This window comes from Bradyrhizobium sp. Pa8, assembly GCF_052588265.1.
In genome coordinates this window covers 5741899-5756748 of sequence record NZ_CP176767.1, presented here as the reverse complement: position 1 = coordinate 5756748, position 14850 = coordinate 5741899, and the positions used below count along the sequence as shown (strand labels likewise).

15 protein-coding genes are annotated in these 14850 nt (G+C 64.7%); 8 read left to right on the top strand and 7 right to left on the bottom strand.

The genetic code is table 11. The features are described 5' to 3' along the window. Positions 1–102: 102 nt before the first annotated feature. Positions 103–231, top strand: coding sequence for a hypothetical protein (locus ACKWRH_RS27160; RefSeq protein ID WP_445216026.1), 129 nt, complete (start codon positions 103–105; stop codon positions 229–231). 60 nt (positions 232–291) lie between these two features. Here ACKWRH_RS27160 and ACKWRH_RS27155 read toward each other — a convergent pair whose 3' ends face one another. Both ACKWRH_RS27155 and ACKWRH_RS27150 read right to left on the bottom strand, forming a co-directional pair. Next, the gene (locus ACKWRH_RS27155; protein WP_445216025.1) at positions 292–972 is read right to left on the bottom strand and encodes a glutathione S-transferase family protein; all 681 of its coding nucleotides are present in this window, start codon (positions 970–972) and stop codon (positions 292–294) included. Between the two features lie 184 nt (positions 973–1156). Next, complete coding sequence (locus ACKWRH_RS27150; RefSeq protein WP_445216024.1) at positions 1157–3121, bottom strand: alpha/beta hydrolase domain-containing protein; 1965 nt, start codon at positions 3119–3121, stop codon at positions 1157–1159. Positions 3122–3227: 106 nt separating this feature from the next. On the opposite strand from ACKWRH_RS27150, the gene ACKWRH_RS27145 reads away from it, so the two are divergent. Together ACKWRH_RS27145 and ACKWRH_RS27140 are read left to right on the top strand one after the other, a co-directional pair. Then, positions 3228–3557 (top strand): hypothetical protein, encoded by a 330-nt coding sequence (locus ACKWRH_RS27145; RefSeq protein ID WP_445216023.1) that lies wholly within the window; start codon positions 3228–3230, stop codon positions 3555–3557. Between the two features lie 121 nt (positions 3558–3678). Beyond that, on the top strand, positions 3679–3957 hold the full coding sequence (locus ACKWRH_RS27140; RefSeq protein ID WP_445216022.1) for a twin-arginine translocation signal domain-containing protein: 279 nt from the start codon (positions 3679–3681) through the stop codon (positions 3955–3957). 151 nt (positions 3958–4108) lie between these two features. Here the strand turns inward: ACKWRH_RS27140 and ACKWRH_RS27135 are convergent, their stop codons facing one another. The 3 genes from ACKWRH_RS27135 to ACKWRH_RS27125 form a co-directional block, all read right to left on the bottom strand. Further along, on the bottom strand, positions 4109–4348 hold the full coding sequence (locus ACKWRH_RS27135; protein ID WP_445216021.1) for a GCG_CRPN prefix-to-repeats domain-containing protein: 240 nt from the start codon (positions 4346–4348) through the stop codon (positions 4109–4111). 302 nt (positions 4349–4650) lie between these two features. Further along, positions 4651–5661, bottom strand: a complete 1011-nt coding sequence (locus ACKWRH_RS27130; protein ID WP_445216020.1) for an alpha/beta fold hydrolase — start codon at positions 5659–5661, stop codon at positions 4651–4653. A gap of 194 nt (positions 5662–5855) precedes the next feature. Then, positions 5856–6554, bottom strand: coding sequence for a metalloregulator ArsR/SmtB family transcription factor (locus ACKWRH_RS27125; RefSeq protein WP_445216019.1), 699 nt, complete (start codon positions 6552–6554; stop codon positions 5856–5858). Between the two features lie 167 nt (positions 6555–6721). On the opposite strand from ACKWRH_RS27125, the gene ACKWRH_RS27120 reads away from it, so the two are divergent. Genes ACKWRH_RS27120 through ACKWRH_RS27110 form a run of 3 tightly spaced genes read left to right on the top strand, consistent with a single transcriptional unit; the run spans position 6722 to position 8266 of the window. After that, on the top strand, positions 6722–7030 hold the full coding sequence (locus ACKWRH_RS27120) for an NIPSNAP family protein (RefSeq protein ID WP_028151164.1): 309 nt from the start codon (positions 6722–6724) through the stop codon (positions 7028–7030). Between the two features lie 24 nt (positions 7031–7054). Further along, entirely contained in the window at positions 7055–7405 is a 351-nt protein-coding gene (locus ACKWRH_RS27115; protein ID WP_028151163.1) for an antibiotic biosynthesis monooxygenase family protein, read from the top strand. Between the two features lie 51 nt (positions 7406–7456). Beyond that, positions 7457–8266 (top strand): isocitrate lyase/PEP mutase family protein, encoded by an 810-nt coding sequence (locus tag ACKWRH_RS27110; RefSeq protein WP_445216018.1) that lies wholly within the window; start codon positions 7457–7459, stop codon positions 8264–8266. A gap of 162 nt (positions 8267–8428) precedes the next feature. Here ACKWRH_RS27110 and ACKWRH_RS27105 read toward each other — a convergent pair whose 3' ends face one another. Beyond that, positions 8429–8824, bottom strand: a complete 396-nt coding sequence (locus tag ACKWRH_RS27105; RefSeq protein ID WP_445216017.1) for a hypothetical protein — start codon at positions 8822–8824, stop codon at positions 8429–8431. A gap of 166 nt (positions 8825–8990) precedes the next feature. Between ACKWRH_RS27105 and ACKWRH_RS27100 the strand changes: the two genes are divergently transcribed. Further along, positions 8991–9635, top strand: coding sequence for a trimeric intracellular cation channel family protein (locus tag ACKWRH_RS27100; protein WP_445216016.1), 645 nt, complete (start codon positions 8991–8993; stop codon positions 9633–9635). 39 nt (positions 9636–9674) lie between these two features. Here ACKWRH_RS27100 and ACKWRH_RS27095 read toward each other — a convergent pair whose 3' ends face one another. Beyond that, positions 9675–10883: a c-type cytochrome gene (locus tag ACKWRH_RS27095; protein WP_445216015.1), complete on the bottom strand. Its 1209-nt coding sequence runs from the start codon at positions 10881–10883 to the stop codon at positions 9675–9677. A 272-nt stretch (positions 10884–11155) separates the two neighbouring features. Between ACKWRH_RS27095 and ACKWRH_RS27090 the strand changes: the two genes are divergently transcribed. Continuing rightward, a complete protein-coding gene (locus ACKWRH_RS27090) occupies positions 11156–14647 on the top strand; it encodes an indolepyruvate ferredoxin oxidoreductase family protein (RefSeq protein ID WP_445216014.1) in 3492 nt (1163 codons plus the stop codon). The last annotated feature ends 203 nt before the right edge of the window (positions 14648–14850 follow it).

The window sequence follows — 14850 nt, the reverse complement described above, 5'->3', positions numbered from 1 at the left end:
GACAGCTGGTGCGCCGCGCTGCGTCGCGTCAATGCTTGTCCGCTGCTAAGTTCCTTGTTGTCAGCGTTGTTGGGTCACAAAAGCTTCCACGGAGGAACCCGCATGCCCACCGCTTTCTTCATCGTCCGCACCACCGTCACCAACGCCGGCAAACGCGCCGCGTTCGATCGCTGGTATGAGAGGGAACATCTGCTGGACGCAGTAAGATCGCTCGGGACGATGAAAGCGTGACGGTTCTGTCGTGCGACGGATCCATCGGTGGGGCTGATTGCCGATTTCAAACGCGACTGGTCAGCGGGGCGCCTGACCCGCCCTATGGTCGCTCTTACGTGCCGCGTCCGCCGCGGCGAAATGCGCCATCTGGTCGGCGTGGGCCTTGGCGAAGGCCGGGCGAGCGGTGGCGCGCGCGACGTAGTCGCGGCAGGCCGGATGTTCCGCCAGGCCGTCGAATTTATCGACGACGCGCAGCACGTCCGACATCAGGATGTCGGCGACGGAAAAGGGCCCCGCCAGCCATTCGCGGTCGGCCAGCACCGTCTCCATGTGCTTGAGGCGGAGCTTGAGGAAGTCGTCGACGAACTTCACGGCAGGTGAGCCATCGTCACTGCCGGTGAACTTGAACATCGTCCAGGGCAGGGCCGGCATCTCCACCGAATTGAGTGCCGCGAACACCCATTCGACCGTGTCGCTGCGGCCGCGTGGACCGGTGCGCATCAATGCCGGGCTGAGCTCACCCAGATGCAGCAGGATCGCGCCGCTCTCGAAGATCGAGAGATCGCCGTCGATCAGCCACGGCACCTGGCCGAAGGGCTGGTGCGCGAAATGCGCGGCATCCCGCGGGCCGAACGGCACGCTCGCGACGCGATAGGGCAACGCGGCCTCTTCGAGCGCCCAGCGCACACGAAGGTCGCGCACGAAACCGCGCGGCATCTCGGGAACCCAGTCGAAGGTGGTGAGGGTGAGGTCGGGCATGCGGTGTCTCCGTGCTGTCTGAACATAGGACGGATGAAGGGCGGGCGTTCCGACAGCGGGGTAAGATGTTTTTTCGTAGGGTGGATTAGCCCGCGGCTGCGCGAAGCGCAGTCCGCTGGCGTAATCCACCAACGCCTGCTTCGCCGGATAGAGGCGTTGGCGGATTACGCTTCGCTAATCCGCCCTACGGGACCGGCCCAAGCTTCGCCAGCTTTCCCTGCTTCGCGGCCTCAACCGCCCGCTCCGCATCCTCAGGCAACAAAATCCGCTCCGCCACCTGCCGCGCGGCCTCTCGCTTCACCGCGGCCACATACGCCCCATCATCCGCGTATCGTTCCGCGATCGACGGCCTGGGATCATGCACTTCCTTTCGTGCGGCTTCCGTCGGTGCGAACGGCACCACCGCGCCTTGCAGCGGATAGAGCGCCGTCGGGCCAAATCCTTGCGCGCGCGGATTCCACGCGGTGTAAGTCGCGCGCGGCACCGCGAGCGCAAGCTGGCGGATACCTGCGATGGCCATGCCGTCATTGTCCGCCTTCGGCACGAACACGGGGTAGCGGCCGATCGCCTTGGGCGGCAGCACGCTCTGATCGGAGAAGGCAGCGAGCGTGTGGATGCCGGCAAAGGGCAGGCCAGGGATATCCATCGGCACCGCGCCTTGCGCCGGCACCAGCGTGCCGTGGGCGCGCATGGGGACGCGGCTTGCGGGCGGCTTGGTGCCGTCGCTGATCCAGGCGTTGAGGTCGGTGAGCAGCGCGCGCATCGGCATGCCCGCATGCATCGGGTTCTGCGGCAGCGACATCGCGGGCACGCCCTTTTTCATCACGTCGGCGGCTTCCGCGAAATGCGGCGTGCCCGAGATCATGTAGGCGCGGACGTTGTCGGGCAGATCAAGGTGGTTGCCTGAGAGATCGGTCACCAGCAGCGAGGCATGGGAGGCCCACCATTCGTGCTCGCTGTCGGTCTGCATCACCTTCGGGCACGTCGCCGAGAGCGCGCAGCGGCGAAGCAGGCCGTCGGTCTTGCCGGAATAGGGATCGCTCAGGCTCGCATAGGTGAAGGGGAACAGATCGGCCTGCCACGCCGGATCCTGCGGATGGCGCGGGTTGCGGCCGGGCTGGCCGAAGCGGACGTTTGTCGCCATCCGCCGCGTGCCCGCGACATGCGGCATCAATCCGTCGAACACGGTGCGTCCCTGGAGATCCTCGTTGAAGCCGAGATGGAGGAAGTCGCGCAGGAAGCGGCCGGATTGCGACACGCCGAAGCCGATGGCGCGGCTGACGGAGGGATGCAGGCCGTTCAGCAGCGGGTTCGCCTGGGTCTCGTCGTGGCGGAGAAAGCTGACGACGTCGCGCACGGCGGCATAGCCCATGCCGAGCGGCACAGGATCGCGCGCGGTGTAGGTGATCTCGTAGAGCGCGCCGGCATCAAAACCGTCGGGCCGGGTGATCTCCACCGTCACGGGATCGACGAGCTTTGCGACGAGGCCGGAGGGCGCCTGCCGTGCATCGGCCCAGGCGGCGCGCACGGAGACCTTGAGGTCGGCGGCATCAGTCGCCGGCCAGGTCAGCGTCGCGCGCACGGGATTGGTCGTGTTGTCGAAGACGACTTCTTCGCGTGCCGGTCCAGCGATGTTCTTGATCACCGGTGCCGTCAGCGCGAGTTGTCCAGGCTTGGAGGGGATGTCGCCCTGCCAGCCGACCCAGACCATCGTAAAACCCTGGCGATGCAGGAAGCCGATGCCGGCGTCCTCGGCCTTGTCGGCATTGTTGGCGCCGGGCTGGGCGGCATCGTCGAACAATTGCGGCGCGAGCTTGCGGCCGCGATTGGGCACCTCGAGCAGCAGCGTACCGTTGCCGTGGGTGGGATCGGTTGGTCGCAGGATCACGACGTCGGCGGTGGCTGCCACCTTGCCGTCGGAGCTACGCGGCGCGATCGCGAGGTCGGTGATGACGGCGTTGCGATCGTCCGACGGGTTGAGCGCGAAGGTCGCGCGCGCGGTGATGCGCTCATAGGTGCCGACATCGCCAAAGCTGCGCCCGGCAAAGGCGGGCTCGCGCGCGAGGATGTCGAAGCGGACGATTTCGGCGAGCGAGGCCGTTGGCCACAGGCAGGTGACCGCAACGAGGCCCGTGATGATCCTGCGCATGGCCGTTCCTTCCCCCATCGGCGCGATCCGAATGTTCCGTCGCGCGGGCTTTTTGTTGCCGCGACTATAACCGTCTATGCTGCGGCCAAACAACGGGAGGAAACACATGCCTGCTGCCTACTTCGTCGTTCGCGCCACCGTCACCGACGCCAGCAAGCGCGCCGCCTTCGACACATGGTACGAGACCGCGCATGTGCCCGACGCGGTGAAGGCGTTCGGCGTAGCTAAGGCCTGGCGGTTCTGGAGCCTGGACGATCCCTCGCTGCATCAGGCCATGTATCAGTTCGATGACGAGGCCAAGCTGGCTGCGATGCTGAAGGGCGATGCGTTGAAGCAGCTCGTCGCCGATTTCAACCGCGACTGGCCCGATGTGAAGCGCACGCGCGAGACGCTGGTGCTGGCGCAGGAGTTTGCGAAGCAGGACGTCGGAGCGTAGCCGTAGTCCGCTTGTCCCTGACACCCATGTCATGAATCTGAAGATGCGATTCAGCTTCCGTTCATATCGTGACCGCGACACTCCCTCTGCATCACTTGCTCGATAGCCTAGAGGACATGTCATGGAGCGTCGGAACTTTTTGAAACTTGCATTCGGCGTCGCGGCTGGAGCCGCGACGTTGACGGCGGCCGCACAAGCTGCGCCGTTGGCGCCGCAGCCGCTCGGTGATCCCGCGCGCACGCCGCAAGGCAATCCCGACGCTCATCCCGCCGTCACCACCAGTGAGGAAGCTTCCAAGCTGACGCCTGAACAGGTGCACTGGCATGGCCGCCACCGGGGCTGGGGTCACCGTCATTGGGGCTGGCATCGCCGGCGCTGGCACCGCCGCCATCACTGGTAAGCTCGCATCGGCCGAGTCTGGACGGGGACCGCAATTGCGGTCCCCGTTTTTATTCGGCGCGGCCCCTCCACGATGAGACGTCAGGCCTTCAAAAGAAAATGGCCGCGCAGGCTTTCGCCGCGCGGCCACTTTGTAATGCGAAAAGAAGAGATCAGAACGGACGGCAGCGGCCGGCGTACCAGCGGAAGCCGTAGGGGCAGACGCGCGGACGCGGCGCGACGACAACGACCGGAGCCCGCGGAGCGACGACCACCGCCGGGCCGCGCATCGGACGGCAGCCGCCATAGGCGCCGCGGTACCAGCCGGGGCCGCAGCCGCCAGCAGCGCTGGCCGCTTCGCTGAAACCGACGACCGCGCTGGCGAGCATCACGGCGGCAAACAGGTATTTCATCTGAGCTTCCTTCTTGTCCTTGGGCAGGTTTTTGGGGCAGATTCTTGGGGAATTGGCGCTTGCGGCGCACAATGAATCAAAAGACACGATTCGACACGTTAAATCTGGGGCGTGCCGACACGTCGCGATCCAAACCTGCCAATCATGACCTGAATGCGGCATGAACGTTTCTTCTCATGCGGCTTCAGGCGACAGAAATGGCGTTGGAGCGCCGTCCCGATGGAATCGAAACGGCGCCCTGGATTCTTTGTTCTGACGTGTTTTCCTCGTGCGAACCGGTATCCAGTTCGCTCGAAAACGCTCTAGCGGCCGAGAAAGCCCAACACCAGCTCACGGTACTTTTCAGGGGCTTCCAGGAAGACGAGATGACCGGTATTGGGAATGACCTCGGTCCGCGCGTTCGGCATCTTGGCCGCAAGCGCTTTCGCGAGTTCCGCGTTCTGGCCCATTTTCGCGCGCAGCGCCTCCGGTGCGAGTGGCCGGCCCGGCGCGTTGTGATCGTCGGCACCCATGATGAACAACGTTGGCTCGGTGATCAGCGCGACCTCGTGCGCGACCGGCTCGCGATAGATCATCTGGCCGGAACTGACGAAGGCGCGCAGCCAGCGTGGATAATCGGGGCTGCCCTTCATGTTGAAGCGGGCGTCGACGAACGGCGTGATCGCGTCGGGAGGCAGCTTGATCGCATAGTTGGTCTGGAGCTGTTTTCGGTAGCCGTCCGCGGTGAGCTTGTCCTCGCTCTCGATGATCTTCTCGGTCGGCGTCGGCGGCACGTAAAGGCGGTAGTCTTCCAGCCCAATTGGGGCCGTGAGAACAAGGTGCGCGACACGATCCGGATAGGCGCGCGCGATGCGCACGCCCAGCATGCCGCCGAGCGAATGCGCGACGACCTCGGCTTTGTCGATCTTGAGATGATCGAGCAGGGCGATGGTGTTGCGCGCCAGCGTGTCGAAGTGCAGCTCGCCTTGCGGCTTGGAGGATTTACCGAAGCCGATCTGGTCCGGCACCACGACGCGGAAGCCTGCCTCGCTCAGCATCTTGATGACGGGCGCCCAGTAGCTCGACGGAAAATTGCGCCCGTGCAGCAGCACGACGGTGCGGCCGTTCGACCGCTCGGGCGCGACGTCCATATAGGCCATGCTCAGCTGCTCGCCGTCATTGATGACAGGCAGCAGATGCACGGGATAGGGATAGGCAAAGCCTTCGAGCGCGATGCCGTAGGGCTCGCGCGGGGTGGTGTCGGCGGCGTAAGCGAAAGAGAGCGGGGCGGTGAGAAGGGCGGCGGCAAGCGCGACCGGGAGGATGCGGTTCATGAAGATCTCGTAATTGGAGCCGTCATTCCGGGGCGCGTCGAAGACGCGAACCCGGAATCTCGAAGTTCCAGTTCGATGTTGCGCATCGCCTCGGAACCACACTGCGCTTAAAGCGATGGATGGCCGGGTCAAGCCCGGCCGTGACGGAAGCCGTGGTTCACACGCAAACGTGCGATCTCACGCACCTGGCGTGATCAATCCTTCCCAGTCCCGAACAGCGTCGCAAACTGCTTCTCGCCGGTACGGGTGAAATTCACCACGCGGCTGCCGGGCGTGGCGTCGCGCGCGGCCCATTTCAGCTCGGCGAAACGCTGCATCATGGCGGCGCCCAGCGTGCCGGCGAGATGATGGCGCCGCTCGCTCCAGTCCAGGCACGCCTTGCACACCGGACGGCGCGGATGGGTGAGCATGTCGGGCGAGATCTGCAAATGCTTTGCGAGGAAGCGCTCGCCTTCAGGCGTCAGCTCGATGTCCTGCTTCTTCTGCCTGACCAGGTTTCGCGTGCGTAGACTGTCGAGCATCTGCACGCCGAGATCGCCGGCGAGGTGGTCGTAGCAGATCCGCGCGCGCCGCAGCGCCGGATCCTTCGGTCCGGTGCGCACGCGCATGTGGCCGGTCCGCGCGGCAAGCCCCGCAAGGCCTTCGAGCACGCCCGCGACGTCATCGTCGGTGAGGCGGTAGTAGCGGTGGCGGCCCTGCTTCTCCGGCTCGATCAGCCCGCCGGCCTCGAGCTTGGCCAGATGCGAGCTCGCGGTCTGCGGCGTAATGCCGGCCTCCTGCGCGAGCTCGCTCGCCGTCAGCGCGCGGCCGTTCATCAGCGCAGTGAGCATGTTGGCGCGGGCGGGGTCGCCGACCAGCGAGGCAATCATGGCGATGTCGGGACCCGATTTCATGCTTCGATGGTAGCCGAAGCATCGCGGTGGGGCAAGGGCGTAGCCTCTCACCAAGTCGTCATTGCGAGGAGCGCAGCGACGAAGCAATCCAGACTGTCCCCGCGGAGGGATTCCTGGATTGCTTCGCTGCGCTCGCAATGACGGTGTGGAAACAGGAGAGCCCCATCATGTCCGTCACCGTCTTCATCCGCTACCAGCTCGATCCCTTCAAGCGCGCGCAGTTCGAGGAATACTCGAAGCGCTGGCTCACCATCATCCCGAAATGCGGCGGTGACCTGATCGGCTATTTCATGCCGCATGAGGGCACCAACAACATCGCGTTTGCGCTGATCACCTTCGAGAGTCTGGCCGCCTATGAGGCCTATCGCGCCCGGCTGCGGCAGGACGCGGACGGCATGGCTAACTTCCATTTCGCCGAGGAGAACAAATTCATCCTGGCGGAAGAGCGCACCTTCCTGCGCAAGGTGGTATTGTAGACCGCCAACGCAAAGGAGACGCCCATGATCGCCGTGATTTTCGAAGTCTGGCCCAAGCCGGAACATCGCCAGGACTACTTCGACCTCGCGGCCGACCTGAAGCCGATCCTGCAAACCATCGATGGCTTCATCTCGGTCGAGCGCTTTGAAAGCCTGACCGAGAAGGGCAAGATCCTGTCGGTGTCGTTCTGGCGGGACGAGGCAGCAGTCCAGGCCTGGCGCAACACGATGGAGCACCGGCGCACGCAGGCAAAGGGCAGGGCGAAGATCTTTGCCGATTATCACCTGCGCATCGCCAGCGTCATCCGCGACTACGGCATGAATGATCGCGAGCAGGCGCCGAAGGACAGCCGCGCCGTCCACGACGCGCACTAGCGTTTGCATTTGCGCGGCCTTATCTCTGCGCGGCCAACAAGGGAGAGAAACATGCATGTGACAACCGCTGACAAGCGCGCGACGTTCAAGACAATGCACGAGAGCGGCTGCTTCATCCTGCCCAATCCGGTCGACGTCGGCAGCGCCAAGGCGTTGCAGCTTCTCGGTTTCAAGGCACTGGCCTCATCGAGCGCGGGCTTTGCCTGGACCATCGGCAAGGCCGACAACCACGTCACGGTCGACGACGTCTGTCAGCATCTGGCAGCATTGTGCTCGGCCGTCGACATCCCCGTGAATGCGGATTTCGAGGGCGGCTTCGCCGTCGAGCCGGACAAGGTCGCGGACAATGTCGAGCGCGGTGTGCGCACCGGCGTCGCCGGCCTCTCGATCGAGGACTCCACCGGCGACAAGGACAAGCCGCTCTACGAGCGCGCGCTGGCGGTCGAGCGCATCAAGGCCTCGCGCAAGGCGATCGGCGACAGCGGCACGCTGCTGGTCGGCCGCTGCGAGGCGTATTTGTGGGGCGTGACCGACCTCAAGCTCGTCATCGACCGGCTCACGGCCTATGCGGACGCAGGCGCCGATTGCCTCTACGCGCCGGGCCTGAAGACGCGCGAGGACATCGCCGCCGTGGTGAAGGCTGTCGCACCAAAGCCGTTCAACCTGCTGATCGGCGCGCCCGGCCTGTCCTTGCAGGAGGCCGCCGACCTCGGCGTGCGCCGCATCAGCGTCGGCGGCTCGCTCGCCCGCGCCGCCTGGGGCGGCTTCATGCGCGCCGCGAAGGAGATGGCGGAGAAGGGGACCTTTACCGAGCTCGGCACCGGCTATTCCGGCGGCGAACTCAACAAGATGTTCAGCTAAACGAAAAGCGGCGGGATGTAAGCTCCCGCCGCTCTCTCATCCTCTCGGTGTCATGCCCAGCGCAAGCGGGGCATCCAGTACGCCGCGGCCTCTCGATTCAATCTCCGCCGCTGGTGGAATACTGGGTCGCCAGGTCAAGCCGGGCGACGACAGCTGTTGTCGTTACTTCGCGCCCTCAGACGGGGCGGCCGGATCAGGCGCGGCCGGCTTGCTCGGGGCAGCACCCGTGGTCACGCCGGGTCCGGTGTTGTTGCGCGGCGTCACGTCGCGCATGCCGGGAGGCGTGGCCGGATTCGCAGGCGGAGCCTGCTGGGCGGTCTGCGTCGCCGGCGTGTTGCTGGCCTGGTTGCCGGTGCTCGTGTTGTTCAGTCCGTAGAACACGGCACCCAGTACCAAGGCGATCGCCACTGCGAACAAGGCTACCTTGCCGCTGGAGGCGGGGCCTTCGCCAAGCTCGGGATCGGCCTGAAGCTCGGCATCCCGTCGCGCCGCACGGACATACTCATCATCGGCGAGATTCGGGCGATACGGATCGTTGGGAAAACGGTCGTCAGCCATCGATTTTGTCTCCTCGATTATTGCGGCTGGACAACCGCTAGATGCGAGATTCTGTTCCGCCCTCCTTAGTGCTTTCGTCGCATGTTGCCCTTGCGCGAGGAATCGGGAACCTGTTCATTTTGGAACCGTGCGTGTCGGTTCCATCGATGGGGAAGGGAACAAGGCGATGTGGAGCTTGCCGCCAAGCGATAGCGTGCTGCATCTGTTGTCGCTGGTCGCGGTCGCAGCGCAAGGCATGACCGCCGCGCTCGCGGCCGGCCGCCGGAGCATGGACTGGCTCGGCGTCTGCTTCCTCGGCTGTATCACCGCGCTCGGCGGCGGCACCTTGCGCGATCTCTTCCTCGGGCACTATCCGCTGACCTGGGTCGCTCATCCCATCTATCTCGCGCTGGCCGGCGGCGCGGCCTTCCTCACCATCCTGATCGCGCGGCTCGTGCACCGGCTGAAGCTGGCCTTCATCGTGCTCGATGCCATCGGTCTCGTCGTCTTCACCATGGCCGGCTGCGACATCGCTTGGCAGACGAATGCCGCGCTGCCGATCGTCATCGTCTCCGGCATGGTGACCGGATGTGCAGGCGGGGTGCTGCGCGACGTGCTCTGCAACGATGTGCCGCTGCTGTTCCGCTCCGAGCTCTACGCGACCGTTTCGGTGGCGACCGGCCTGTTCTACGCCACCGCCTTCGGCTTGGAACTCAATGCGGAGCTCTGGACGATCTTGACGTTTGTCCTCGGCGTCAGCTTCCGCCTGCTGGCGGTGCGCTACAAATGGGAGATGCCGAAATTCGTGTTCACGGAAGGCGAGGAGCGGTAGGGCTCTTTCGTTCACTGCTCGCAATGACGGAGGTGAGAGCTACGGCGCCTTCCGCGCCTTCGCCACCTGCGCCGCGGTCACCAGCGGCGCGGCGTTGCCCCAGGAATTGCGGATGTAGTTCGTCACGGCGGCGATCTCTTCGTCGGACAATTGCTTGGCATAGCCCGGCATCTCGCCGGTGTTGGGCGCGCGTGGCGTCGTCACGGTGTGGGCGCCGTCGAGGATGATGCGCAAGCTGGAGGACGGATTGACCGATTGCAGAAGCGCATTGCCGGGCAGCGGCGGATAGATGCGCGGCGCGCCGGAGCCGTCGGCTTCATGGCAGGCGATGCAGAGTTTTGCGTAGACGGCCTGGCCGGCCTTCATCTCGGCATCGTCGGGCGGCGTCACGATCGACTCGCGCCGCGACGGCGGCAGACTCTTCAGATATTCCGCGATGGCGCGCACATCGGCATCGCTCATCTTCGAGGTCGAGCCGACGACCACCTCGGCCATCAGCCCGCCGGCATGGCTTTTGGCGTTGCGGCCACTCTGGAGATACTCAGTGATGTCCTCGACGCTCCACGACTTCAGCCCGGTGCGCGCGGCGCCATCGAGCCTTGGTGCGTACCAGCCGCCGACCTCGTTGCCCGAGAGCGCCTGCGCAGTTTTGTCCGCGCCGAAATAGTTCTTCGGCGTGTGGCAGGCGCCGCAATGGCCGAGCCCGGTGACGAGATAGCCGCCCCTGTTCCACGTAGCGCTCTGGCTCTGGTCCGGCTCGAACAGGGTGGGCTTGAAATACATCGCGTTCCAGACCCGCATCAGGCCGCGATAGCCGAACGGCCAGCGCAGCTCCGGCGGCTTGTTGCGGCTCGCGACGGGCGCCAGCGTTCCGAGATAGGCCCGGATCGCCAGCGTGTCGTCCTTCGTCACCTTCGTGAAATAGGGATAGGGGAAGGCGGGGTAATAGTTCGAGCCGTCGGGCGCGACGCCGGTGCGCACCGCGCGGGTGAAATCGGCATCGGTCCAGGCGCCGATCCCGGTGTCACGATCCGGCGTCAGGTTCGGCGCGTAGATCGCGCCGAAGGGCGTATCGATGCGTTTTCCGCCCGCGAATGGCTTTGCCGGATCGGCGGTGTGACAGCCCGCGCAGTCGCCGGCCTCGACCAGCGCCTTGCCATAGGCGATCAGCTCCGGCGATGGCTCGGCGGCGCGGGCCGTGCTCGCAATTGCACTGCACAATGCGACAACAGCCAGAATCATTCGCATCGAAAGCCTCCCCTGCGACCAATCGCCCGGATAGGAGCCTCACGTCGTTTCGCGATGGCGGGGGTATGGTGACACAAATTGAAAATCGCCGATGCCTTTGCAGCCACGAAATTGCGATTTTTACCCGGCGCTTCCTTTGGTCCAGATTTGTGATGCGGAGCGTTAAATATCCGACATAGAGTGGCGGAGTTGGTCGGCGCGCCCTAGCTAAAAACAACGGGCAGGCAACGGCTTAAGTGGCCAAACGCTCAAAAGGGCGGAAGAGGACAAGAATGGGTATCAACCAGGGTCCGATCAGTCTCGACCAGAAATACACCCAGGAAACCGGACACGTCTTCACCACGGGCATCCAGGCCCTGGTCCGGTTGCCGATGGCCCAGATCCGGCGCGACCGCGCCAACGGCCTCAACACCGCGGGCTTCATCTCCGGCTATCGCGGCTCGCCGCTCGGTGGCTACGACCAGCAGCTCTTCGCGGCGCGAAAGCATCTCGAGCAGTACAACATCAAGTTCCAGCCCGGCGTGAACGAGGATCTGGCGGCGACCGCGGTGTGGGGCTCGCAGCAGCTTAACCTCTCGCCCGGCGCCAAATATGATGGCGTCGTCGGCATCTGGTATGGCAAGGGCCCCGGCGTCGATCGCTGCGGCGACGTGTTCCGCCACGGCAATGCCGCCGGCTCGGCCAAGAACGGCGGCGTGCTGTGTCTGGCCGGCGACGACCACGGTGCAAAATCCTCCACCGTTCCACATCAGTCCGACCACGCCTTCATGTCGGCTTTGATGCCGTATCTTTATCCGTCCAGCATCCACGAGATGATCGAGATGGGCCTGCTCGGCATCGCGATGTCGCGCTACTCGGGCTGCTGGGTCGGCATGAAGGTGATCACGGAGACGGTGGAGACCACCGCCGAGATCGACCTTACCGACGAGATGAAGCCCTTCATCATCCCGCCCGATTTCGAGCTGCCGCCCGGTGGCCTCAATCTGCGCTGGCCCGACGACCGCTTCGAGCAGGACCGCCGCCTCCAGGACTACAAGGGCTTTGCCGCGATCGCCTTTGCGCGCGCCAACAAGGTCAACCGCATCACCATGGACTCGCCGAACGCCCGCTTCGGCATCATGGCGTCGGGCAAGAGCTATGAGGACGTCCGCCAGGCGCTGCGCGAGCTCGGGATCACCGAGGAGGTCGCCGCCAAGATCGGGCTTCGCCTCTACAAGATTGGCATGCCCTGGCCGCTGGAGCCGGAAGGCGTACGCCAGTTCGCGGTCGGCCTCGAAGAGATCTTCATCATCGAGGAGCGGCGCGAGATCGTCGAGAACCAGGTCAAGCAGGAGCTGTTCAACTGGCGCGACGACGTCCGCCCGCGCATCGTCGGCAAGATGGACGAGCACGACAAGCGCTTCCTGACCTTTGCCGCCGAGCTCAGCGTCGCCTCGCTTGCGACCTCGATCACCGAGCGACTGCTTCGACTTAATCTCAACCCCGAGATTGCGGAGATGCTCCGCGTCAAGGCCGACTGGTTCAACGGCCGCCAGGCCACGCAAATGCAGGCGACGGCGCCTGTCTCCCGCACCCCGTATTTTTGCTCCGGCTGCCCTCACAACACATCCACGAAAGTCCCCGAAGGCAGCCGCGCCATGGCCGGCATCGGCTGCCACTTCATGGCGCTGTGGATGGATCGCTCGACCGAGACGTTCACCCATATGGGCGGCGAGGGCGTGCCGTGGGTCGGCATCGCGCCTTTCACCAACGAGAACCACATCTTCGCCAATCTCGGCGACGGCACCTACTTCCACTCGGGCCTTCTCGCCATCCGGCAGGCGGTCGCCTCCAAGACCAACATCACCTACAAGATCCTCTACAACGACGCCGTGGCCATGACCGGCGGCCAGCGCCATGACGGCGATCTCTCGCCGCAGCAGATCACGTTCCAGCTCCACGCCGAAGGTATCCGCGAGATCTATCTGGTCTCGGAGACGCCCGATGCCTATCCCGCCGACACCATCGCGCCCGGCGTGAAGAAGTATCACCGCGACGAACTCGACAACGTCATGAAGATGTGCCGCGAGTACAAGGGCACCTCGGCGATCGTCTTCGTGCAGACCTGCGCCGCCGAAAAGCGCCGCCGCCGCAAGCGCGGCCTGATGGAGGATCCCGCACGCCGCGTCATGATCAACCCGGCGGTGTGCGAAGGCTGTGGCGACTGCTCGGTGCAGTCGAACTGCATCTCGGTCGAGCCATTGGAGACCGAGTTCGGCCGCAAGCGCGCCATCAACCAGTCGTCCTGCAACAAGGACTATTCCTGCGTGAAGGGCTTCTGCCCGTCCTTCGTCACCGTTGACGGCGGCAAGCCGCGCCATCGTGCGCCGGCCGATCTCGGTGAGATCGGCGAGCTGCCGGAACCCGCGTCTCGGCCGGTGCTGGACAAGCCCTACAACATCGCGGTCGGCGGCGTTGGCGGCACCGGCGTGCTCACGATCGGCGCGCTGCTCGGCATGGCCGCACATATCGAAGGCAAGGCCTCGATGATCCTCGACATGTCGGGCCTGGCGCAAAAGGGCGGGGCGGTGCTCAGCCACGTCCGCCTGTCCGATCATCCGGCCGAGGTGACCTGCTCGCGCATCGTCACCGGCACGGCCGACGTCGTGCTCGCTGCCGACGAGGTGGTCGCGGTCGCCAAGGACACGATCTCGCTCTGCGACACCAGCCGCACCCGCGGCATCATCAATAGCCACGTCATTCCCACCGCCGACTTCGTCCTCAACCGCGACTTCAACTTCCAGACCCGCAAGCTGAATGGCTTGCTGGAGACGGCGCTGCACAAGGACTCCGTGTTCTTCGATTTCACCAAGCCGGCCGAGCAGCTCCTCGGCGACTCGATCGCCACCAACATGATGATGATGGGCTACGCCTATCAGAAGGGCCTCTTCCCGCTGTCGGCCGAAGCGATCGAGCAGGCCATCGAGGTCAACGGCGTCTCGATCAAGATGAACAAGGAAGCCTTCCGCCTCGGCCGCCTCGCGGTCGCCGATCCCCAGCGCCTCGCCGACATGTTGAAGGGGACGGACGAGGTAGTTGCGCCGAAGACGCTCGACGCAATGACGCTGGATGAGGTCGTCGCGCATCGCGCCAAGCACCTGACCGCGTACCAGAGCGGCCGCCTGGCAAAACGCTATCGCAAGCTGGTCGATCAGGTTCGCGATGCCGCCAAGCAGGGCGGTTATGACGATGCGCTGCCGCGCGCGGTCGCGGTGAACTACGCCAAGCTGCTGGCGTACAAGGACGAATACGAGGTTGCGCGCCTCTACACCGATGGTGCTTTCGAGCAGCAGCTCCGCGACCAGTTCGAGGGCGACTTCAAGTTCAACTTCAACCTTGCCCCGCCGATCCTCAGCAGTGGTGTCGACGCGCTCGGCCGCCCGAAGAAGCGCGCCTTCGGCCCGTGGATGCTGAAGGTCTTCCGCGTGCTGGCGAAATTCAAATTCCTGCGCGGCACGCCGCTCGACATTTTCGGCCACAGCGCCGACCGCAAGCTCGAGCGCGATTTGATCGTGGGCTACGAGAAGGACGTCGCCACCGTCCTCGGCCTGTTGTCGCCGCTCACCGTCGACACCGCCGTCGAGCTCTTGTCACTGCCCGACCGCATCCGCGGCTACGGCCCGGTGAAGGAAAAGGCCGTGAACGATGCCAAGGCCCGCTACGCCCAGCTCGCCGCCGACCTCGCAAGCCCGCCGCCCGCGCCACGGCAGATCGCGGCGGAGTAGGACGGTTTCGTAGGGTGGGTTAGCGTTAGCGTAACCCACCCTTCTGTCACCGCGGAAAACCAAAGAGGTGGGTTACGCCTTCGGCTAACCCACCCTACGAATTCTTCTTTGAAATCAACCACCGCCCTACTGTGCATGGGGTTGTTTTCGACAAAATGGCATCTTCCGATAAAAAGAAAAAGCGCTTGTGCCGTCGGGCAAAA